Origin of the sequence: Herbaspirillum sp. RTI4, assembly GCF_034313965.1 — a bacterium.
Lineage (GTDB): Bacteria > Pseudomonadota > Gammaproteobacteria > Burkholderiales > Burkholderiaceae_D > Herbaspirillum.
In genome coordinates, this window is record NZ_JAVIWQ010000002.1 from 2,324,265 (window position 1) to 2,345,556 (window position 21,292).

Below are 21,292 nucleotides of genomic sequence, written 5' to 3' on the forward strand. Positions count from 1 at the left end.
GGTCGCGGGAGAAAGCGATGAACTTGGGGAAAGACGAACAGCGGCCGATGGGCCAGGGGCTGCGCTGAAACCAACGCCGCGCGCAGCCGTTCTGCACGTCAAGGACGCAAAAAAAAAGGGGGGCAATACCCCCTCGGGTTACAACAAGCCGCGTTCGGCAAAACTCAGGATGTCGCCACCTGCGACGATCAGGTGATCCAGCACGCGCACGTCCACCAGCGCCAGTGCCGACTTCAGCGCCTGCGTGAGCGTCTCGTCGGCGCGCGACGGTTGGGTTGAACCGCTCGGATGGTTATGCACCAGCAATAACGCAGCGCTGTTTCTGGCCAGGGACTCCTTGACCACCTCGCGCGGATACACCGATGTCTGGCTCACCGTGCCGCGAAACATCTCGACGTATTCGATGACACGGTTCTGTGCATCCAGATGGATGACGGCGAACACCTCGTGCTCCAGCGCTCCCAGCTTCACCCGCAGGAAGTCGCGCACCACCTGCGGCGAGTTCAGGACTTCGCAGTCGCGCATTTGTCCTGCGAGTACGCGCTGCGCCGCCTGCAACACCTCGTCGGCGTTGGCAGGACGGTAGTCGCCCGTGACATCGCGAACGAGAAGGGAAGAATCGAGAGAATGAGTAAGTTGCGACATGATCGTGCTCCAGTCCGAATCGGGCGGAATTGCCTGGAACCGAAGGAACACGCCGCAGCGCAAGCAGTCAGGGGTCGTAGACGGCCGCATGGACGCCAGCGTGCAGGGCACGCGCAGCCCTTGACGGCGAGAACGGCGTGGTACATTGAAGGGAACAGCAAGACCACCCCACACACTCCACCGCCTTTACGGCAAGCAGCGCGCGCAGGCCCAAAGGGCCGGAGGCGTCAGGGATCAATGCCGAATGGCCGTGACTCGGCACGAGGCGCGGGGCAACGCCCGCGAGCTCGACGGCGGCAACGCCGGGACGCGTGAAAGCAAATATCAATATTTACGTTTCCGCAGGGTAGTACCTCCACCATGCTTGACTGCCAGGGCAGGCGGAGCGGGCAGGGCCATGATCAAAGTCGCATAATCCTAATTCGGTGCGAGACGTATGCGGGACTGCCTTCGCTCTGTGCGGCGGATGCGGAACAAGTGCTGAAACGCCATCCTGCCATTAATACGGCTGTCCGAAATAAAACTACATTTTTCGGACAAAATGCTTGCTTCCGGTCCGAAAAACATGTACAAAGATCGGACAGGATAAAATTATGTCTGATCTCAAATCCATCATCGCTGCGCAAATCAAGGCTGGCGACCCAGGCCAAGTCTGGGTGCCGACTGATTTTGCTCAACTTGGCAATCGCGATGCCATCGACAAAGCCTTGCAGCGTATGGTGCAGGCCGGTGATCTGCGCCGTATCGACCGTGGTCTATATGACAAACCGACGCTTAACAAATTAACGAAGCGCCCGACCACGCCAGATTACCGCGCCGTGGTGGGGGCCATCGCCCGTCGCGACCAGTTGCGCTTGCTGGTAGACGGGATGACCGCCGCCAACGATCTCGGTCTGACCGATGCCGTGCCGGCCCGCGTCACCATCCATACCGATGCTCGCCGCCGCGCCATCCAGCTCGACAAGCTAACCATAGACTTCAAGCAAACCGCGCCCAGCCGTCTCTACTGGGCAGGGCGTCCGGCCATGCGCGTTGTGCAAGCACTGCATTGGCTGAAAGACACCTTGGTTTCTGATCGCGACCGTATTCTGCGCCGATTGACTCAAGTGTTGGCAGACCCCACCCACGGTGCAGCGATCCGCCAAGATCTGATCGATGGCTTTAGCGCGCTACCAGCGTGGATGCAAAGCCTGGTTCGTGAACTGCCCGGCGATGATCAGCAGCTAGTAGCGGCCAAGACATCGCCACCGCATAAAGGCACAAAATCGCCAACGACCCGTCGCCGTTCGGCCAAACATCTAGAGGTCACCGATTGAACCCGTCTTTCCACGAAGTGATTGTCGCGAGCGATGCTGAGCGGCGCGATCTGTTTCTCGGAACTGCCGCTCGATTGGGTACCGCAGTCCAGAATGTCGAAAAAGACTTCTGGGTTTGCTGGACGCTTGATGTACTGTTCAACGGATTAGACGCTGGCGGTCCTCGCCTGCTGTTCAAGGGCGGCACCTCCCTGTCCAAAGCCTTCGGCCTGATCTCGCGATTTTCCGAGGACATCGACATCACCGTCTTTCGCGACGATCTGGGACAGTCAGCCGATGTGGCTGAGTTGAATGCTCTGAGCGGAAAGAAGCGTCGCGCACGTCTCGAAGCCATCCGCAACGCTTGCCAAAGCTACATTGCTGGACCATTGACGGAGCAGTTCACCCAGCTCGCCACCTCTATCATTCCAGATGCCCGTTTCCGGCTGGAGCCCGACCCCGAGGATAAGGATGGCCAGACGTTACTGTTCTGGTATCCCGCTGTTACGGCCACCACCGGCGACTACATCCGCTCTGCGGTCAAGATTGAGGCCGGCGCAAAGTCGGCACTGGACCCGCACGTCGCAGCCACGGTCACGCCCTACGTGGCGCAGGACCTATCCGACCTGAACCTGACCGTGGCCAACGTCACGACCGTGAAGCCCGAGCGCACCTTCTGGGACAAGGTCATCATCCTGCACGGTCTGCGCCAATGGTACGACCGTCGCGGCGAACTACGCCATGGTGGACAGCGCGTTTCGCGCCATTACTACGACGTACATCAGCTAATGCAGGCCGTGTCGGCACACGAATGGCAGGCCGACCATGCGCTGGCGATCGATTGCGCGCACCATGCGCGGCTGTTCTTCGGTAGCGCCGATCTAGGGCTCGATACTGCAATCCCCGGCACATTCACGCTGACGCCCAGTCCGGCGATGCGGGATGCAATCATCAGGGACTATGCGGCCATGTCGGGAATGATTTTCGGTGAAACTGTGCAGCTTGATGCGGTACTCGCCAGCGCCGAGAGATTCGAGCAGATGGTCAACGGCGCCGCACCAGTCGCGCCGCTTACGCAAGAGGAGCCGCGCTAATGGTGGACTATTTCAGCGACCGAGAGAACGGCCCACGTGCTCGTACCGAGCAGATGATTTCGCCCACTGTCTGGGCGGGCCTAGTGGGAACGGTGCAGGCGTTAATCAACAGCGCTGCCTTCGGTTTGCAGTTTCCCGCGCGTTGCCCGGATGGGCAAGCTATTTGCGGAAGCGATCCCGATTCGTTGGCGGCAGCCGTGATTGCGGAAATGCCAGAGTTGGCTTGGCCGCTTGAAACCACGAGCGAGGTGGAGGATGGCTTTTTCTTGCAGCGCCAGCCGTTCGCGCCGAACACGTTGCTCATCCTGGACTTTATTGAGTTCGTCTACGCTTCGGTGGCGAAGCCGAATCCCGGCAAGTACCACGACTTCTTCAGTCACCACCATCTGAGTTTCGATCAACAAGTCGGGCAGGAGGAGTTGCGCGCTACCGTCAACCGCATCTTTGCACGCAATGGCGTGGCCTTCGAAATGCTCTCGACAGGTCGTCTTGTGCGCGTACTCCCGTTGGTGTTGGGTGATGATCTGCGGCGAACGGTTTTCAACACCGGAGACCGCACGCTCGACAATATGCTGGAGGAATGTCGGGCGAAGTTTTCAGACCGCAACCCCCTGGTTCGCCGAGAAGCGCTGGAGCGTTTGTGGGACGCATGGGAACGGCTCAAGTCCCTTGCAGACCCAAGCGACAAGAAAAGGTCGATCAAGATCATCCTGGACGCCACAGCTTCGGAGCCATCGTTGCGGGCAAGACTGGATGCGGAGGCGCTGGAGTTGAACTCCATCGGCAACAGCCATTTGATCCGTCACTCCGAGGTCAACCAGGTGCCGATAATCGATGTGGACCATATCGATTATCTCTTTCATCGCCTGTTCGCGATGATCCAGCTGATACTGAGAAAGCAGGGCGATCCACGGTCGCTCATGTCACGCACATAAAACAAAACAAGTAAGAACGTGTAGGAGGAGCCATGGCTTTATACAAGGATTGGTGCGCTGGCACCAAGCAGAAAAACAAAAAGAAAACGCTCCGAACCTACACGGAGAAAGCTGGTGGTCGCGCTGCTGCTCTTGAGCAGCTCGGTGAAGCGGTTAGAACCCATTACGACCAAGCTGATCGGATCGCAGACGATGTCGCCCGACTTGGGTACGACGGGGCCGCCGAGATTTTGAGGGCATTGCTGCCCCAGTCAAAACGAGCGCGATCAGGTGATCTCGGCGAGATCCTCGCTTCCGAGCTGGTCGAGGAGGAGACTAATTTCCGCGTTCCCGTTTGGCGGATGCGATTCAAGGACGGACGCGAAGTAGCTATGCGCGGGGATGATTTCATCGGCGTGGGCGTTGGCTCTGATGGCAAACTTTGGCTCCTGAAGGGCGAATCAAAAAGCCGCGCCAATCTGGGCAACGTAACGATCGCGGAGGCACGCGAAGCCTTGAGCGATCGCAATCAACATGTGATCAGCCTCCACATCGAGGATCATCAAGCGTTCATTGCGGAAGTCTATGAGGAGGCGATCGTTTCGCCGTCGCGCGCATCGTTCGCACATTGTCACCACTACTCAGTGGTGACAAACTCCGGGCGACCGAAGATCAGTCGACGCAGTTGCGTCATGCTAGAGAGTCGATCGACAGCTTGATGTTGCTTTGGCAGGCCGGCGCTGAACCGACTTTCGGCGATGTCCTGCGCAACGTTGCGAGCAGTGGACTCTTCGCCGTGCCTGACGCACTTCGACCAAACGTCGACCGCGATCTCTCGCTAGATGCGGTGGAAGAGGACGGCGATGATGAGGCCGATCGTCAAACCCAGAAGGCGACAGCGATAGACGAGTTTCTCGCGGCGCCTTTTTTACAGATCGCTCCCTACGCCGCCTATGTCTCCGGAAAGGCGCATTTCGATACCCACCAAGGCGTCAAGGGGCTTGAGTTTTCGAGGGTCATGGTCATCATGGATGATGTCGAGGCTCGGGGTTTCCTCTTCAGCTACGCGAAACTCTTTGGCGGGAAGGAGGCAGGCGACGCTTCGGTCGAATCCACGCGGCGGCTGTTCTATGTCACCTGCAGCCGGGCGGAACGTAGCTTGGCGCTGGTGGCCTATTCGACACAGCCGGATCTGGTTCGCCAGTTTGTTTTGAGAGAAAAGTGGTTCGAGTCCGAAGAGGTAGTGGCTGGCGTTCCGACTTGACCAATCGGTTCCATCCGAAGTGCGCTGCAGTCTGGTGTCGGTAGCTGAGCGACGCGACTTAGCACTGACTGTGCCCGCTCTTGGATTTCAAAGATTGGAACACGCTCGCTATATAGCGTTTGGTAACGAGAAGTCGTTGCTTTATACTTGGTCCTTAAGCGGAAAAACGTAGGATGCAATGCCTTCGATGGGCTTCCAGTTCCTGTCGATAGTTGATGACTGATGTAGCAGAGTAGTCGCCGCGCAAACCGAGTGCATCTCCCACGCCATTCAGAGCGTTTGTTTTTTGACGGTAAATATGACGGTAAAGTTAGATGGTAACAACCAAGAAAGCCTGTATCTATGCGGGTTTAAAGGCCTAGGAAACAATTGAGTGGGAGTAATATCGAATCTGGCATCGGCTGGCAACCGATGGCACTAGAACACATGGAGGCCCGCGATGATGCGGGTTTTTTTTCGTCTGATGTGAGCGATAAAACCGCCAATATCACCCCTCGTCTCCCGACTCAAGCGGTTCGCGCTCTCCAATAGACTCAGACTTTTGTTCTCTTCGTGTATGCGGAGAACGTGCGTCAGCCTGTTCAGCAGGTCGCGCCGGTATGTCGTGGTTTCCGGATTACCTTGAATAGCGGCCAAGAAGCACGTGAGATTTGTGCTCGAAGCATCTGCCAAATAACGATTGGCGGCTTCCAACAACGTTGGATACTTGGTTGCCTGCGTCGTCTTCGCGTGCTCACCGCGCTTGGTCGCGGCGCTCAAGATTCCATCCACTGCATTGCAGCACTTCTTAGCGAAGTCGATCGCCAGGCAGAGCCGTTGCTTGACCGTCCCGGCGGCTTCGAGCTTCTTTATGAAGCTGAGCAAATCCTTGCCTTCAACCTCCTCGATACTGGAAAATTTTCCAGCAAGCGACTGTGCCAGTTTGTGGGTCTTGTTCTTGGATTGCTGATTGCCTGAATAGATGGCGATCACCGCATCTTCATGATCCAGAAATGCATAAAAGAAGTTGACACGCGCTCGATTCGTAAAGTCCGTCAGGTCATGCAGCAAAGCATGCGCCTGCGTCACATCATGTGTATTGGCTGCAGTCGTCGTGACGGTGTGCACCAAGCCAGACTCGGCGTCCACGCCAATGTGGGCCTTCATGCCAAAGTGCCATTGGTTGCCCTTCTTGGTCTGATGCATTTCAGGGCCGCGCTCACCTGTGCTGTTCTTGGTGGAGCTGGGCGCAGCAATCAAAGTGGCGTCTCTCTTCGCGACCGCAGCCGCTATTCTGGTGGCGGGTTGCTCCTTACCGCCGACCTATGAACGCCCCGATGCGCCTGTCGCTACCTCTTTCCCTGCCGGAGGGGTGTACGACGCGCAACCAGACCGCGCTGCTGCCACCAGCAATGGTGGCAGCGCCGATGGTCAGGCCGCTGTTGATATAGGCTGGCGCAATTTTTTCTCCGATGCACGCCTGCAAAGGATAGAAGAACTTGCATTGAAAAATAATCGCGATCTGCGCGTCTCCATGCTGAATGTGGAAGCCGCGCAGGCGCGATATCAGATCACGCGTGCCGGGCTGTTTCCGTCGGTCGGTGCCAGCGGATCAAAAGACAGGCAGGGGTGGCTCAGGTGCAGCCCTGAATTGAAGGCGCGAACATAAAAAAAGAGGCCGCAGTCGTTCAACTGATGCCTCTAGTCCAAAAATTATGACGAGAATGGAAGAGTCTGCCGCACCGAGATTGCCGGGAGCAGTCGCTTAAACCAGAACTCCCTTAGAACGAATGGCTGATGCCAGCATAACCACCGCTCTGGGCATGCCCGGGCAAGGGATTGTCATACTCAGTGCCGAAATTCGCTTTGCCCTTGTTGTGTACCGTACCTATGCTCGCGTATAACAATGTTCGTTTCGAAAGGTTATAGTTAGCGCCGACCAAAAACAGGTTGGCGCTGCCGGCGTCATTATTGAGCTTGCTATGGTAAGCAGCACCGATCAAGGTCAATGCTGGCGTTATTGTGTAGTTGAGGCCGACCCAGTAATGATTGAGTTTGTTGGGATCAGTCGGTGCTAAGGTGTTCGGTGCTGAAATATTTTCATATCCGGCAAATAGTTTTAGTTTGTCCACCGTGTAAGTTCCGCCCAGGATCCAATCTTTGGAAGCCGTATAGAGGTTCGTGTATTTGCCGTTGGTGTCACGAATCACGTCATATATGCCACGCAGTTCAAGGTCGCCGTTAGTGTAGAGCAGAGAGATGCCATCTTTCCGACCGGCAGTGGTTGAGCCCGCCTGTTCACCCAGGCCGGTTTGCACGGTGGCGTTAAAACCGGACCAAGTGGGTGTTTGATATTCGATTACGTTGTCAGCACCTGGCCAGTTACGGCCGCTGACTAAGCTAGCCGACCCCATCCATTGCTGTCCGGTAGGATCGAGATACCAAACGTCGTTGACGATGAACAAATTTTTACCGAGCTTGACCGAGCCGAGACCGCCGTTGAGCCCTACATAAGAGCGCCGATTAAACAAGGCGCCACCGTTAAGCGAACCTTTGGTAGCGTCAAAGCCGGCTTCCAGCAAGAAAAGAGCACTCATCCCGCCACCCAGATCTTCAACGCCCTTGAAGCCGATCATGCTGGTGCCCCACTGATTACCGGATGCCCCCATTTTGCTGCCGGTTTGTCCGGTCAGATTCCCATTGGCGTCTTTCAGTGCAACACCAGTTTGAAAATCGACGCCAGCGTCAATCCGGCCATAGATGGTCACATTGGTCTGTGCTTGTGCCTGAGTACAGATGGCACCGATCATCATGGTGGTTACCGCTATCCCCAGGCAATGCAATTTGGTATTTTTTTGTTTCACGTTGGCTCTCCTCTTATAGTTTAATTTTTATCATTTTTGATTCTTCTCAATTTTTATCGCAGAGATAAAAACCAAGCCTTCTTTCGAAGCTTAGCGAGAGGACGGTGGCATTAACTCGTTGCGATAAGTGACGATAACGGGCGTCGTCGATATCACATTCCAGGTCAATTCCCCTGCCATCTCAATGCGGTGCGTCTTCAATCTGATCGGTGCGCTCAGCGTGCTCATCGCGCATCAAGTGCATAGCGTGTCAATGCGCGCGATACGAAGCGCATCACTGCATTCCACGTGGTATGACGTGGCTTCAATGCCTGAGAGCTGGTGGTAAGGCGTTATGCCGACAACGACGAGATGCTAAGTCGGGGCGATTTACTGTGGCTTACTTTGTGCCAGCCTCGTTGGTTTATCTGGGAATTTTCGGAGGGAGGATTTTGATGTACTTTATGTCAAGTTATGCGATCTGTCAATATATGATATTCAGTACCATTATATGGGATTTAATTTTCAGTTAATTGGTAGCAAGTGACCTGAAAGAGTATCGGGCCTCCAGATTGTTCGGGACGTCATCCCTCATCAACCACGCTCTGATAATCGATAAATAATGGTTCGGAAATACGGTTGTGATGGACTTACTGTCGCGGAGGGCCACTCCGGATGATTGACGCAATCCGGGAAATTTTGTGGCTCGATACACAATCCGGAGCAAGCTTTATACCGACCAAAAGTCTGCTCTCTGGAAAGAGAAAATCCGTTGTAAACAATGATGCCCGGAGCATCGGTACCCACGCTCAGCAGCCACGAAGATGTTGGAGCGCTAACCTTTACCAATCTATGCATGGGATCGCGTTGGGGGTTCACAAAGGTAGTGTTGAGCCAGCCATTGGGCCTGCGTGGCACCTGATCGGATAAGGCGCGCGGCCGGCGAAAATCGAAACCTGTGCCTTCGACATCCAGCACCGCACCTGAAGGAATAAAATCACCGCGATCATGCAAGTACTGGTCCGCAGAAATGTGCAAGTGGTGATCCATGATGCTTGGCAAGGGCAATTCACTTGCTGCCATCGAGGCGCCATGCAGATTGAAATAGGCATGGTTAGTGGTATTGATGATCGTGTCCTGCGAGCAAATAGCGCGGTGCACGATGCGCAATTGATCTTCTGATTCCAGTTCATAACGCACTGTCATATCCACAGCACCTGGATAGCCCTGGTCCCCATCCGGCGAATGTAAACTGAACTCAACGCTATGCGAGTCGCTTTGTTTCAGGTGCCACAGACATTGACCAAATCCCTGCGTGCCACCGTGAAGATGGTTTTTTCCGTCTTCATTCCGCTCCAGATGTATCGTTGTTCCGTTCAGTCGAAATTCACCGCTGGCGATACGGTTGGCAAATCGCCCGATAGTCGCTCCCATTGCGACTGTATCCGCCAGGGCGCACCGAGGATCCGGATAGAAAAGACACAGATCTATCCACTCACCATCGCGATTGAGACGACGCCAGCGTTCGATGCGCGCACCGACATTGAGAAAGCTCAGCCAGACATGTGAACCGCGCAGATGCATGCGAAACAAACCAGGGGCAAGCGACTCCAGTGATTCATGCCAAATTTGCATCATCAGCTTGCCCTTGTTTTGGTCATGAAATGAGGCCGTTGAAGCGTGCTTCTGGTAAGCCGTGTACATCATCCAACCGGGTATGAAACAACCCTCCGGCCAAGGGCTGATCGGCAAGCTGAGTGAGCGTAAGCGCTTCCCGCGCAGTCGTCACAAACAGTTGGTTCAGCCGGGCGCCGCCAAGGCAGACGCAGCTAGGCTGCGATATCGAAAGTTGCAGCATGCGTTCGACGCTGCCGTCTGGCGCATAACGCACCACGCGAGCGCCACCCCATTGCGCGCTCCACAGAAATCCGTCGGCGTCGATGATGGCCCCGTCAGGCGCAGCAGAGCCGGGACTGAGATCGGCAAACACGCGGATAGGGGTGGTGTCCCCGCGTGCGTAACCATCCCAGCGGTAGATGATTTTTTCGACCGAGTCGCAAAATAGCATCGCGCTGCCATCGGGACTGAAACAAATACTGTTGGCGATGGCAATTTTCGGTAAGGGCAGACGCTCCAGTGTCAGATCGGGATGGAGTCGATAAAAACTGCCGATTGCTTCTTTGCTGGCTCGCTCATCCATGGTGCCGAACACGAAGCCGCCTTGACGGTCACAACGGCCGTCATTGACTCGCGTCATCGCCAGGTCGGATTCGACGTCGCAGATAGCGCTCACAGTGTCGGTCAGCAGATTGAAAAATGCCAGGCGCGATGCCAGGCCGATCAGCAGAATATGTTCATCTTGCGTGAACGCAAAGCACGACAATCTCTCCGGCATGCTCCATACGCGGGAGGTGCCGTTCTCCGGCGAATAACTATGCAGCCGCTGCGCAGGAATATCGGTCCAGAAGACGCGATGACTGCGTTCACACCACAGCACGTTTTCTCCCAGAATATTCTGCGCATCAATCAGTAGTTCAAGTTGAGTCGCCCCGTTCATATAAATCCTTGTGTAGTAAGAGCAGCTTTTCCGAGAGGATTTTCAGTACAGGAAGCTCTGAATTTCTTCATCCATCCCAACTGGCTCAGACGTCAACATCGGATGGAGGCGCGTGTGGCTGTAGTCAGTCGTTTCAGTCGTGATAAAGAACCGATCGCCCGCCATCCACGACAAGGGTAATGGCATTGATGAATGGCGCCTCATCAGACGCGAGAAATACGGCCGTCATGCCGATTTCCTCGGGACGTCCGATGCGCTTGGGGGGCAGCAGATCGCAGGTGGCTTGGCGGGCAGCAACCGGATCGGGAAAACTGTTCCAGTAATCGATATTGAGCCGCGTTTCGATATAACCTGGCGCAATCGCATTGACGCGCACACCGCGGGCCGCATATTCCAGCGCCAGGGCGCGGGTCAGGCCAATCACGCCATGCTTGGCCACCGGATAGGGAAAGCAGCCGGGAATAATGGAAAAGGAATGGGTAGATGCCATATTGATAATGCTGCCGCCGCCACCGTCAAGCATGGCGGGCAAAACCGCCTGACAACAATGCCACACCCCATCCAGATCAACCGACATGCATAACTTCCAGTCATCCAGGGTGGCTTTTAAAGGTTCGCGAAAAACGTTGATACCCGCGTTGTTGACCAGGACATCAATGCGTCCAAACCGCGCCAGAGTTTCTGCCACCATGGCCTGAATCGAATCGATCTGCGTCACATCGGTGTGAACAAATAAGGCGGCAGTACCTTGCGCGGCGAGTTCGCGTGCCTTGGCTGCCCCCAGAGCTTGATCCAGCTCGGCAATCACCAGACTGGCACCTTCCCTTGCAAAGCAATCCGCTACTGCGGCCCCAATGCCTTGGCCGGCGCCGGTGACGATACAAATTTTTCCTTGAAGTCGATACGTCATATTTATCCCGTTTAAATGTTCGTTAAATGGTCGCTGAATGTTTGCTAAAACAAGCGAGAATGTCGGTCTATTTTGAGGCAGGCCACTTCCGCTTACTGCCAGCAGACCGATCCGTTGGCAGAAAATCGGCATTTGCAATGACTTACTCCCTGCGGCTCTTGAGCTGGTCCACCAACACGGCCAATAACAAGATCGTGCCTCGCACCACATATTGATAAAAGGAATCCACATTTAGCAGACTCATGACGTTCTCCACCGTACCCATGATGAGAACCCCCACCACCACGCCACTGATAGTGGCGCGTCCACCCATCAGCGAAACTCCTCCCAGCACACAGGCCGAGATCACACTAAGTTCAAAACCTTGCGCTGCATTAGGTTGGCCACTCGTAATCCGCGAAGCCAGAATGACCCCTGCCAAACCGGCTACCGCGCCCTGAATCAAAAAGATATAGACACGCGTTTTCGCCACGTTGACGCCCGCTAAGCGCGAAGCTTCGGGATTCCCGCCTATGGCGAGGGTATTGCGCCCGTACACCGTCTTGTTCAACATCACGCCGAACATGACAAAACACAGCACCGTGATCCAGATCGGGGTAGGGACGCCCAATAGCATGCTCGTGCCAAGTGCGAAAAAACTCTCGTTGGTCACGCCAACGGCCTGTCCGCCGGAGGCAATGAAGGCCATGCCGCGGACGATTTGCATGGTCGCCAAGGTCGTAATCAAGGCATTGATACGCAGATAGGAGATCACGGCACCGTTGAACCAACCGATCATCGCTCCGCATGCCACACTGGCCACAATACCGATGGCGATGCTGTCTGTTTTATTGAGGACCATCGCGCACACGACGCCCGCACATGCCACGGTGGAACCAATCGACAGATCGAAGTCACGCGAGGCCAGACAAAACATCATGGTGCAGGCGAGCATGCCAATTTGCGATACGGAAAGTCCTAGTCCAATGATGTTTTGCCGTGAAAAGAAATACGGCACGGTCAAGGACAAAGCGACGAACATCACGACAAAGATAACAATCAGGCTGTAGTCTGCGACCAGACGTCGCATTAATGATGGCTGGGTATTCATGTTCTCTTACTTTCCAATGTGTGATCGGTAGCGTGTGAATCGATAGCGCTCTTGGGCAAAGCCATTTCAAGCACCGTGTTTTTATTGGCCGCATCGTGGCTGACTTCACCCACAATCTGACCCTGGCACATCACCACAATGCGGTCTGACACGCCAAGGACCTCTGGTAATTCACTCGACACCATTACGATGCTGCAACCCTTGCGGGCCAACTCGTACATCACGGCGTAAATTTCATGTTTGGCTCCGACGTCGATGCCGCGAGTGGGTTCGTCCATGATGATGACTTTGACCTCCGGTTCGGCCAGCCAGCGCGACAGAATGGCCTTTTGCTGATTGCCGCCCGACAAAAAACGAATTTCCTGATCCCGGTTCGGCGTTTTAATTTTCAGTAACTCAATAAACCGGTCTGCTATAGCGGCTTCTTTTTTGTCGTCGACGAAAAATCGGAATTTGCGATGATGACGTCGCACGCTCATATTGATGTTCTCCGAAACCGAACTTCCGCGCACAATGCCTTCTTCTTTTCTATCCTCGGGGCAAAACACCATCCCTTTGGCAATCGAGTTTTGAATGTCCGATTGGAGTAACTCCTGATTGTCGAGAACAATTTTCCCCGCATGCAGTTTGTCTGCCCCATACACCAGCTTCATCAATTCGCTTCGGCCTGCTCCCACCAAACCAAAAAAACCGAGAATTTCGCCTTGATGAACTTCAAAGCTCAATGGCCGTGGTACGGACTTGCCCTGCACGTTCTCGACCTTCAGAATCTGCTGACCCAAGGGGCGAGGCTGATAATCGTAGATGTCGACAATTTCACGGCCCACCATCTGGTTGATCAACTCGTGCTGATCAACCTGCTCCAATGAGGGGTAGGACACCACTTTACGTCCGTCCCTGAGTACAGTGCAGCTGTCGCACAAACGATAGATCTCTTCCAGGCGGTGAGAGATATAAATCAAGGCCTTGTTCTTGTGCTTCAGGTCATCTACTAGGCGAAACAGTATGTCGGTTTCGCGGTGAGAGAGGCTGCTGGTGGGTTCGTCCAGAGCGATGACTTTGGCATCACGCATCAATGCCTTGCAAATCTCCACCATCTGTCGCTGCGCAATGGACAGATCGCGTAACTTCGCACGCGGATCGATATCCACACCCATCCGCGCTAATTCCGACCTGACCAATTCGAGGGCAGAGGAATCACGCAGAAAGCCAAACTTGGAAATGAAATGACCCAGCATGAGGTTGTCGGCCACCGACATGTCGGGAATGTATTGGAGTTCCTGATGGATGATCGCAATCCCGGCAGCAATGGAATCGCTGGCGCGGTGGAAGATCTGTTCCTGGCCCCCGATCAAAATTTGACCGGAAGAGGGCGTGTATTGACCACCGAGTATTTTTAGCAGCGTGGATTTTCCAGCGCCGTTTTCGCCCATGAGTCCATGGACTTGTCCTCCGGCGACCTCAAACGAAACGCCGTCCAGCGCTTTCACACCAGGAAAGGTTTTGCTGATGGATGAAAATTGCAGATAGGTGCTCACGGGTAGTCTCCTCGCGCAGGGCGATCTGCTGTGGTTGATCAGGACTTACGCAAAAAGCCGCAGGTGTTGGTATCGCCTTGCCTAGCCACATCGCCGCACGGACTGCGGCGATGTGGCTAGGGCCTGTTGCGTAAGTCTGATGATGAAGCGCTGCGCCAACCGTCTGAGCGATTCTGGCGCAGTCTGTCTTCTGCTGGCAGACGGGCAGAAGCCCGCCTGCGTATGGCCTAAAGACCCATTTCTGCTTTGATTTCTTTTTGATTGTTGCGATACATGACGGTACCGCTGGTCAGGGTAAGGGCTGGCGGGACTTTGCCGTTTTTGACCCATTCGTACATGTTCATCGCTGTTTCGTAGCCATGACGTTTAGGGCTGAGCAGAACCGTACCCACGAAGCCTGTCGCTTCTTTTTTCGCAAACTCGCTGAGGGCTGAGGCGCTGCCACCTATGCCAATCGCAATCATGCTGTCTGCCTTGATGCCCTGGCCTTCAGCGGCGCGCACGGCACCTAAAGCCGCTTCATCGTTCAAGCCAAAAGCTAGCCACTTTTTGAATTTCTGATTTTTCAGTAAGGCAGTGCTACCGGCGTTAAAGGCACTCTCGGTATCCGTCTTCGCTTGCGGGGCACTGATTACGTTCGCCGTTGGAAAGCCGGCGGCCTTCAGCGCTGCAAGAACGCCGTCGGTACGCTCTTTTGCAGTAGGAAGTTCGTCAAACGAAATGCGTAATGCGCCAACTTCATTCATATTCCATTTGCGCACTTTCATCTCTGCCACCAGACCCGCGCCTAGCTGTTTGCCGATTTCAAACGCGGAAATGCCCATATGCGGCACACTTTCTATGGGCTTACCTTTGCCGTCAATCAGGCGATCGTCGACGGTGGAGAACTTAAGCTTGAGTTGTTTGGCCTTGGCAGCAATCGCTGTGCCTAACTTGACGTCCGGCACGCAAATCACAAAACCTTGTGCCTGCTGTGCTGCCAGGTTATCAATGGCGCTCATCACTTTTTCGCCATTCGGGACACCAATTTTAATGATGGTAAAACCCTTTTCTTTCGCTGCTTGTTCTGCAAAACGCCACTCGTCCTGAAACCAGCCTTCTTCAGGCATTTTGACCAGGAAGCCGATCTTGATGTCTTCCGCTATTGCACCATGACTACTCAGTGCTATTGCGGCAAAGCCCAGCGTGGCAATCGTTTTTCGAATTATAGTTTTCATGTCAAAGTCTCCTTGTTGATGTCAAAACAGAGCGGAATTTCAGTAATCAGCTCCGCTGTCCGGCGCGCTACAACATCGGACCGATGCCCGTGACTTCATCGGTTCAGATACTCCTCGGAATGGCAATCAATCCATAGTGCGGAATTTTTTAGTATGCCCCGCACCCAATGACAGGTGTATGCGTGGGCATGAATTGTGATTATTCTGGGATCGGAATTCGTAGAATGCGGGATGAGAGCTTGCGACATGAAGTCTCCACTCTTCTTCTCGATATGCGCCTATGGCAGCCCTTTGTTAAGCGATATCTTTACCATTCTGCGAAGCTGCCATCCTTGTGGCGCCAGATCGGATTACGCCAGCGATGGCCGATGGCAGTGCGTTCCTTGACATACTCCTCGTTGATTTCAATGCCTAGTCCAGGTCCTTGTGGAATGGTGACGTAGCCTTTGTCGTAGGCAAATACTTCCGGGTTTTTCACGTAGTCGAGCAAATCGTTGCTCTCGTTGTAGTGAATGCCCAGGCTTTGTTCCTGGATGAAGGCGTTGTACGACACGGCGTCCACTTGCAGGCAAGCTGCCAGCGCAATCGGACCGAGAGGACAGTGCAATGCCACCGCGACATCAAAGGCTTCGGCCATGGTGGCGATTTTTCGGGTTTCGGTGATGCCGCCTGCGTGGGAGACATCCGGTTGGATGATGTCCACATATCCTTCGCTGAGGATGCGCTTGAAGTCCCAGCGCGAACACAGCCGTTCGCCCAACGCGATCGGGGTACTGGACAATGGCGCCAGTTCTTTCAAGGCTTCGTAGTTTTCACTAAGTACCGGTTCTTCGATGAACATCAGCTTGTATTGATCCAGTTCCTTGATCAGGATCTTCGCCATCGGCTTGTGCACGCGGCCGTGGAAATCGACGCCGATGCCGATATGCGGACCGACCGCCTCGCGCACGGCGGCAACGTTAGCCAGCGCCGCTTCTACTTTTTCGTAGGAATCAACGAACTGCAGTTCTTCAGTACCGTTCATCTTCACTGCGGTAAAACCGCGCGCGACGGCATCTTTGGCTGCCGCCGCAGTATCGGCCGGGCGGTCGCCGCCTATCCATGAATAGACGCGGATGCGATCGCGCACCGATCCACCCAGTAACTGACTGACTGAAACGCCGAGCGCCTTGCCCTTGATATCCCATAGCGCCTGGTCGATTCCGGCCAGCGCACTCATGTGGAGGGCGCCGCCGCGATAGAAGCCGCCGCGATATAGCACCGTCCAATGATCTTCGATATGGCGCGGATCTTTGCCAATCAGGTAGTCGGATAATTCTTCAACGACTGCCGCCACGCTGTGGGCGCGTCCTTCGACTACCGGCTCGCCCCAGCCGACCACACCTTCATCGGTTTCTATTTTCAGAAAGCACCAGCGTGGCGGCACGATGTAAGTGGTCAGTTTGGTGATCTTCATGAATCTCTTCTCCTGGTCAGTTCTTTTCGGCGTAGCCAACTGGGTTTGCTTCCGCTCTTGATGCAGTGACTGTTTAATACGATGGCCTAAAAACAATTGCTAAAGTGGCATTTGATTGACTGTATTGGAAGTTATATGCGTTGTCAATATATGATATATCATCCCAATATGTAGTATTTAACCAAAAGTATTCAGTGACCCTCGCCGTTTCTCCTCCAAACAGGTATCCTGTGAACTTGTTCAACACTGATTTTTATGATGTCCGACTTCCATGATGCGTAAGGCACCCGACTTGACTGAGATCACTCAAAATAATGGCACTCCTACTGGGACCCAGACACTCACGCGCGGATTGGCGGTACTACAGGCGGTCGCCGGCGGTGCTCGTGAGCTGATGGAAATTTCGCGGGTAGTCGGCACCACTCGTAGCACGACGCACCGCCTTGCGAGTTGCCTGGTGCAGGAGCGCTATTTGCGTTTTACGGCGAATGCCGGATATGTGCTGGGGCCGAAGTTGATTGAACTGGGTTTCCAAGCGCGAGATGAAATCTCATTGACAGTCGTGGCGCGCCCTTATCTGGACCAACTGGCAGAGCTGTCTGGCGACACGATACATTTAGCGATACGCGATGTTGACGATGTACTTTACCTGGATAAAATTCCTGGAAAAAGGGGATTGGAAATGCGTTCGCGTGTCGGTCATCGGATGCCGATCGCGACCACTGGTGTCGGTAAGGGATTGATGCTGGGTATGTCAGAGGATGAATGGAAAATCCTCTTTCAAAAACGTAATGCGACAAGTAACTCCGATGCATCCAAACTGTTGCCGAAACGCAGCTGGACCGAATTTCGCGATCAGATGCGCCAATATGCGGCAGGGGGCTATGCCTTCGATCTGGAGGACAATGAACCGTCGATTCGCTGCGTGGCCGCGCCGATATACGACGCTCGTCACACGATTGTTGCTGCGATCAGCGTTTCCAGCACCAATCCTTACATGCCGCTCAAACGTATGGAATCTCTGGTCGACACCGTCAAACAAGCGGCCTTCGGCATTTCCACCGAGCTTGGCGCGACGGCGCTAAGGATGTAACTACCTCCCTAATCCCTGACCCCACGACCACCGAGCTAGGTGGTTTCGGCAGGAAAAACATCTTTCCGATTGCCCTGTCCGACGGCTCTGCCAATGGACTCAAATAAGAATGAGCCCCTTCTTCCCGCGCGACCTCCTCGTGCGCTTGAAAGCCTAGTCGGCTCAGGGCATATCTGGCATTGGCTACAAAACTCAGGCAAAGCTCTTGCGCCAGGTATCTCTAAAGCCGGTGCGTCGTACCGCGAGTAGCGTAGTCGTGATTGCCTGCGCCATCGCCATTAACTCACAAGTACTGTCGGCGTCAGCGTGCAGGTAACAGTGCAATTGTTCTATTTGCTGGATACAGATCGGACTCAATGTGCGATATGAACCCACATATCTAAGAAGTGCATGCGACGCCTGAGTTATAACAACGCTCCAAAGTAAATACCACATGTTGAATGAGTGTTTCATATATTGACAATCTATGTAGCTTGAAATACTGTGTATCAACTTTCCTTTAAAAGGTTTTTCCAACAAACCGATGAATCAAGCACAGAGTCAAGCACAGCTAATTGCCCTCGATTGGGGCACCTCCTCCTTGCGCGCCTACTTGCTGGCGGGGCCGGAGAAGGTTGTAGAAAGTCGCCAGGCCGACTGGGGCATCATGCATTTGCCAGAGAATGGCTTTGCAGGCGCATTGACAAGCTTATGCGGTGACTGGCTGATGCAATATCCGCAGCTTCCGATACTTGCCGCAGGCATGGTCGGCAGCGCCCAAGGGTGGCGTGAGGCTCCCTACGTTGAAACTCCCGCTAATGTCGTGGATCTGGCCTTGCATCTGGTCACCACCGCTGGCCCGCAGGGGCGGCCTGTGCATATTGCTCCGGGCGTGATAGCAGGCGGGTTGTTCCCGAATGTTATGCGTGGCGAGGAAACCCAAATTCTGGGAGCGCTGCATCTGTATCCAGCACTCACGGCAAGTGATCAAGAGCAGTTAATTGTGCTACCAGGAACCCATTCAAAATGGGTGAAAGTGCAAGCGGGAAGAATTGAAAATTTCACTACGTTCATGACTGGCGAAGTGTATTCGGCATTACGCCAGCATACGATTTTGGGACGGTTGATGTCCTATGAGGAGGATCAGGATCTTGAGCGTCCGTCAGCCTTCGAACGTGGGCTGCATGTTGCCAGAGATCATCCGCAAAGTGGTGTACTGTCAAAACTCATCAGCGTGCGCACACTCGGTTTGACAAATCAGCTTGCGCCGACACAACTAGCGGATTATTTATCCGGGTTGCTGATTGGTTACGAAATCGTCGAAGCGATATTAGCCTTTCCTGACAACGTATCAAGCAAGGCGCCACCACTGATCCTGATAGGCGACAAGCTGCTTTGCGAGCGCTATCGCATTGCTATATCCCACTTCGGTCTGTCTGCTGACAGAGATGAAATCGTTGATCCAACCCAGGCCGGGCTCTGGCATCTGGCCAGTGCCGCCGGTCTGATCCCCACAGCCAAATGACTCATTCACTAACAGGACTTACGAAAAATTCCGCTGGCGTTGTCACATCACCTTGCCGTGCACATGCACTGCCTGCGGCAATGGGCCTAGTCAGCGGCTTATTGCGTAAAACCTCATTCCCAATTTTTGGAGACCGCCATGTCGCAAGACAATACAAACGACAATAAAAAAAATCCACCATTACGGAGTCAGGCGTGGTTTGGCAAGCAAGACAAAGATGGCTTCATTCATCGCAGCTGGATGAAGAATCAGGGTTTGCCGCACCATCTGTTCGACGGTAGGCCGGTTATCGGTATTTGCAACACATGGTCTGAGCTGACACCTTGCAACGCGCATTTCCGCGAGCTCGCCGAATACGTAAAAAAGGGGGTGTATGAAGCGGGCGGCTTTCCTGTCGAGTTTCCGGTGATGTCGTTAGGCGAATCCAATCTGCGCCCGACGGCGATGTTGTTCCGCAATCTGGCGTCGATGGATGTCGAAGAATCGATCCGCGGTAATCCGATCGATGGCGTCGTGCTGCTGATGGGCTGCGATAAAACCACACCAGCCCTGTTAATGGGGGCGGCCAGCTGCAATTTGCCGACGATAGGCGTGTCGGGCGGGCCGATGTTGAATGGCCGCTACAAAGGTAAGACCATTGGCTCTGGCACCGGCGTCTGGCAAATGTCGGAAGAAGTCCGGGCCGGCAAGATCGGGATGCAAGAATTCATCGATGCAGAATCCTGCATGAACCGTTCGCGTGGACATTGCATGACGATGGGAACCGCGTCGACGATGGCTTCCATGGTCGAAGCGCTCGGCATGTCGCTGCCGCATAACGCGGCCATTCCTGCTGTCGATGCGCGTCGTCAGGTACTGGCACACATGTCCGGCAGACGGATTGTAGAAATGGTCAAGGAAGACCTGACCATGAAAAAAATTCTGACGCGCAAAGCTTTCGAAAATGCGATCCGTGTCAATGCTGCGATCGGCGGCTCTACCAATGCCGTGGTGCATCTGCTGGCGATTGCCGGACGTATCGGTATTGATCTCAAACTGGAAGACTGGGATGCCATTGGTGCCGATACGCCTTGCCTGCTCAACTTGCAGCCATCAGGGGAATACCTGATGGAAGATTTTTATTACGCCGGCGGATTGCCTGCCATTATCCGTGAACTAGATCACCTGATCTATCAGGATGCATTGACCGTCAATGGTTTAACCATCGGTGCCAATAATGCCGAGGCTGAATGCTATGACCGCAAGGTGATTCTGCCGCTGGCAGCACCGTTCAAGGACAAGGCCGGAATTGCGGTACTGAAAGGTAATCTTGCATCCAACGGTGCGGTCATCAAACCGTCGGCGTCAACGCCGTCGCTGCTGGTGCATCGAGGTCGTGCGGTGGTCTTCGAAAGCGTTGAAGATTTGCATGCCCGCATCAACGACGAAGAACTCGATATCGATGAGACCTGCGTGATGGTGCTCAAAGGGGCCGGCCCTAAAGGCTATCCCGGCTTTGCCGAGGTCGGCAATATGCCCTTGCCACCCAAAGTGCTGCGCAAGGGTATTACCGACATGGTGCGGATTTCCGATGGCCGCATGAGTGGAACGGCCTACGGCACAGTGGTCTTGCATGTGTCGCCGGAAGCTGCGGTAGGCGGGACGCTGGCGCTGGTGCTAAGCGGCGACATGATTGAACTCGACGTGCCGGGCCGGCGCTTGCATCTGGATGTGAGCGAGGAAGAACTGGCGCGGCGTCGTGCCTTGTGGGTCGCTCCTCCAACGCCGACGCGAGGCTGGTACAAGATTTATGTCGATGGCGTGCAGCAGGCACATCTGGGTGCAGACCTGGAAGTCCTGGTAGGGGCAAGCGGGGCAGCCGTGCCGCGCGACTCACATTAGCGCTTGTTGACG

Annotated in this window: 17 protein-coding genes and 2 pseudogenes; 9 read left to right on the top strand and 10 right to left on the bottom strand. The window is 54.5% G+C overall.

What is annotated here, in order from left to right; genetic code table 11:
- Positions 1-138 precede the first annotated feature (138 nt).
- Entirely contained in the window at positions 139-645 is a 507-nt protein-coding gene (radC, locus tag RGU70_RS10470; protein ID WP_322209335.1) for a RadC family protein, read from the bottom strand.
- A gap of 593 nt (positions 646-1,238) precedes the next feature.
- On the opposite strand from radC, the gene RGU70_RS10475 reads away from it, so the two are divergent.
- Genes RGU70_RS10475 through RGU70_RS10495 form a run of 5 tightly spaced genes read left to right on the top strand, consistent with a single transcriptional unit; the run spans position 1,239 to position 5,212 of the window.
- The gene (locus tag RGU70_RS10475; protein WP_322209336.1) at positions 1,239-1,961 is read left to right on the top strand and encodes a DUF6088 family protein; all 723 of its coding nucleotides are present in this window, start codon (positions 1,239-1,241) and stop codon (positions 1,959-1,961) included.
- Positions 1,958-3,034: a nucleotidyl transferase AbiEii/AbiGii toxin family protein gene (locus RGU70_RS10480; RefSeq protein ID WP_322209337.1), complete on the top strand. Its 1,077-nt coding sequence runs from the start codon at positions 1,958-1,960 to the stop codon at positions 3,032-3,034. Before RGU70_RS10475 ends, RGU70_RS10480 begins: the two co-directional genes overlap by 4 nt.
- Positions 3,034-3,969 carry an AbiJ-NTD4 domain-containing protein gene (locus RGU70_RS10485; RefSeq protein WP_322209338.1) on the top strand — a complete coding sequence of 312 codons (936 nt, stop codon included), beginning with the start codon at positions 3,034-3,036 and terminating at the stop codon, positions 3,967-3,969. The genes RGU70_RS10480 and RGU70_RS10485 overlap by 1 nt, the downstream gene beginning before the upstream one ends.
- Before the next feature lie 32 nt (positions 3,970-4,001).
- Positions 4,002-4,667 carry a Hachiman antiphage defense system protein HamA gene (locus RGU70_RS10490; protein ID WP_322209339.1) on the top strand — a complete coding sequence of 222 codons (666 nt, stop codon included), beginning with the start codon at positions 4,002-4,004 and terminating at the stop codon, positions 4,665-4,667.
- Positions 4,667-5,212: a hypothetical protein gene (locus tag RGU70_RS10495; RefSeq protein WP_322209340.1), complete on the top strand. Its 546-nt coding sequence runs from the start codon at positions 4,667-4,669 to the stop codon at positions 5,210-5,212. The genes RGU70_RS10490 and RGU70_RS10495 overlap by 1 nt, the downstream gene beginning before the upstream one ends.
- 1,041 nt (positions 5,213-6,253) lie before the next feature.
- Here the strand turns inward: RGU70_RS10495 and RGU70_RS10500 are convergent.
- A pseudogene (locus RGU70_RS10500) lies at positions 6,254-6,460 on the bottom strand (transposase); the annotation flags it as partial.
- Between RGU70_RS10500 and RGU70_RS10505 the strand changes: the two are divergent.
- Positions 6,447-6,818 (top strand): annotated as a pseudogene (locus tag RGU70_RS10505) (TolC family protein); the annotation flags it as partial. The pseudogenes RGU70_RS10500 and RGU70_RS10505 sit on opposite strands and share 14 nt — an antisense overlap.
- Before the next feature lie 154 nt (positions 6,819-6,972).
- On the opposite strand, the gene RGU70_RS10510 reads toward RGU70_RS10505, so the two are convergent.
- From RGU70_RS10510 to dgoD, 8 genes are all read right to left on the bottom strand, one after another.
- Entirely contained in the window at positions 6,973-8,004 is a 1,032-nt protein-coding gene (locus RGU70_RS10510; protein ID WP_322210769.1) for a porin, read from the bottom strand.
- Positions 8,005-8,628: 624 nt separating this feature from the next.
- Positions 8,629-9,672 carry an aldose epimerase family protein gene (locus RGU70_RS10515; RefSeq protein WP_322209341.1) on the bottom strand — a complete coding sequence of 348 codons (1,044 nt, stop codon included), beginning with the start codon at positions 9,670-9,672 and terminating at the stop codon, positions 8,629-8,631.
- A gap of 19 nt (positions 9,673-9,691) precedes the next feature.
- A complete protein-coding gene (locus tag RGU70_RS10520) occupies positions 9,692-10,591 on the bottom strand; it encodes an SMP-30/gluconolactonase/LRE family protein (RefSeq protein ID WP_322209342.1) in 900 nt (299 codons plus the stop codon).
- A gap of 133 nt (positions 10,592-10,724) precedes the next feature.
- The gene (locus RGU70_RS10525) at positions 10,725-11,501 is read right to left on the bottom strand and encodes an SDR family oxidoreductase (RefSeq protein ID WP_322210770.1); all 777 of its coding nucleotides are present in this window, start codon (positions 11,499-11,501) and stop codon (positions 10,725-10,727) included.
- A 142-nt stretch (positions 11,502-11,643) separates the two neighbouring features.
- Positions 11,644-12,591: an L-arabinose ABC transporter permease AraH gene (gene araH / locus RGU70_RS10530; RefSeq protein ID WP_416186508.1), complete on the bottom strand. Its 948-nt coding sequence runs from the start codon at positions 12,589-12,591 to the stop codon at positions 11,644-11,646.
- Complete coding sequence (gene araG, locus RGU70_RS10535; protein WP_322209343.1) at positions 12,588-14,129, bottom strand: L-arabinose ABC transporter ATP-binding protein AraG; 1,542 nt, start codon at positions 14,127-14,129, stop codon at positions 12,588-12,590. Before araG ends, araH begins: the two co-directional genes overlap by 4 nt.
- Before the next feature lie 227 nt (positions 14,130-14,356).
- The gene (locus tag RGU70_RS10540; protein WP_322210771.1) at positions 14,357-15,337 is read right to left on the bottom strand and encodes an arabinose ABC transporter substrate-binding protein; all 981 of its coding nucleotides are present in this window, start codon (positions 15,335-15,337) and stop codon (positions 14,357-14,359) included.
- Between the two features lie 316 nt (positions 15,338-15,653).
- On the bottom strand, positions 15,654-16,802 hold the full coding sequence (dgoD, locus tag RGU70_RS10545) for a galactonate dehydratase (protein WP_322209344.1): 1,149 nt from the start codon (positions 16,800-16,802) through the stop codon (positions 15,654-15,656).
- A 271-nt stretch (positions 16,803-17,073) separates the two neighbouring features.
- On the opposite strand from dgoD, the gene RGU70_RS10550 reads away from it, so the two are divergent.
- From RGU70_RS10550 to RGU70_RS10560, 3 genes are all read left to right on the top strand, one after another.
- The gene (locus tag RGU70_RS10550) at positions 17,074-17,895 is read left to right on the top strand and encodes an IclR family transcriptional regulator (protein WP_416186509.1); all 822 of its coding nucleotides are present in this window, start codon (positions 17,074-17,076) and stop codon (positions 17,893-17,895) included.
- 523 nt (positions 17,896-18,418) lie between these two features.
- Positions 18,419-19,399, top strand: coding sequence for a 2-dehydro-3-deoxygalactonokinase (locus RGU70_RS10555; protein ID WP_322209346.1), 981 nt, complete (start codon positions 18,419-18,421; stop codon positions 19,397-19,399).
- Positions 19,400-19,537: 138 nt separating this feature from the next.
- Entirely contained in the window at positions 19,538-21,280 is a 1,743-nt protein-coding gene (locus tag RGU70_RS10560) for an IlvD/Edd family dehydratase (RefSeq protein ID WP_322209347.1), read from the top strand.
- Positions 21,281-21,292: the final 12 nt, after the last annotated feature.

Coding starts and splice junctions, on each gene's coding strand:
- radC (WP_322209335.1), bottom strand. CDS start 645: ATGTCGCAACTTACTCATTCTCTCGATTCTTCCCTTCTCGTTCGCGAT.
- RGU70_RS10475 (WP_322209336.1), top strand. CDS start 1,239: ATGTCTGATCTCAAATCCATCATCGCTGCGCAAATCAAGGCTGGCGAC.
- RGU70_RS10485 (WP_322209338.1), top strand. CDS start 3,034: ATGGTGGACTATTTCAGCGACCGAGAGAACGGCCCACGTGCTCGTACC.
- RGU70_RS10490 (WP_322209339.1), top strand. CDS start 4,002: ATGGCTTTATACAAGGATTGGTGCGCTGGCACCAAGCAGAAAAACAAA.
- RGU70_RS10495 (WP_322209340.1), top strand. CDS start 4,667: ATGTTGCTTTGGCAGGCCGGCGCTGAACCGACTTTCGGCGATGTCCTG.
- RGU70_RS10510 (WP_322210769.1), bottom strand. CDS start 8,004: ATGATGATCGGTGCCATCTGTACTCAGGCACAAGCACAGACCAATGTG.
- RGU70_RS10515 (WP_322209341.1), bottom strand. CDS start 9,672: ATGATGCAAATTTGGCATGAATCACTGGAGTCGCTTGCCCCTGGTTTG.
- RGU70_RS10520 (WP_322209342.1), bottom strand. CDS start 10,591: ATGAACGGGGCGACTCAACTTGAACTACTGATTGATGCGCAGAATATT.
- RGU70_RS10525 (WP_322210770.1), bottom strand. CDS start 11,501: ATGACGTATCGACTTCAAGGAAAAATTTGTATCGTCACCGGCGCCGGC.
- araH (WP_416186508.1), bottom strand. CDS start 12,591: ATGAATACCCAGCCATCATTAATGCGACGTCTGGTCGCAGACTACAGC.
- dgoD (WP_322209344.1), bottom strand. CDS start 16,802: ATGAAGATCACCAAACTGACCACTTACATCGTGCCGCCACGCTGGTGC.
- RGU70_RS10550 (WP_416186509.1), top strand. CDS start 17,074: ATGATGCGTAAGGCACCCGACTTGACTGAGATCACTCAAAATAATGGC.
- RGU70_RS10555 (WP_322209346.1), top strand. CDS start 18,419: ATGAATCAAGCACAGAGTCAAGCACAGCTAATTGCCCTCGATTGGGGC.
- RGU70_RS10560 (WP_322209347.1), top strand. CDS start 19,538: ATGTCGCAAGACAATACAAACGACAATAAAAAAAATCCACCATTACGG.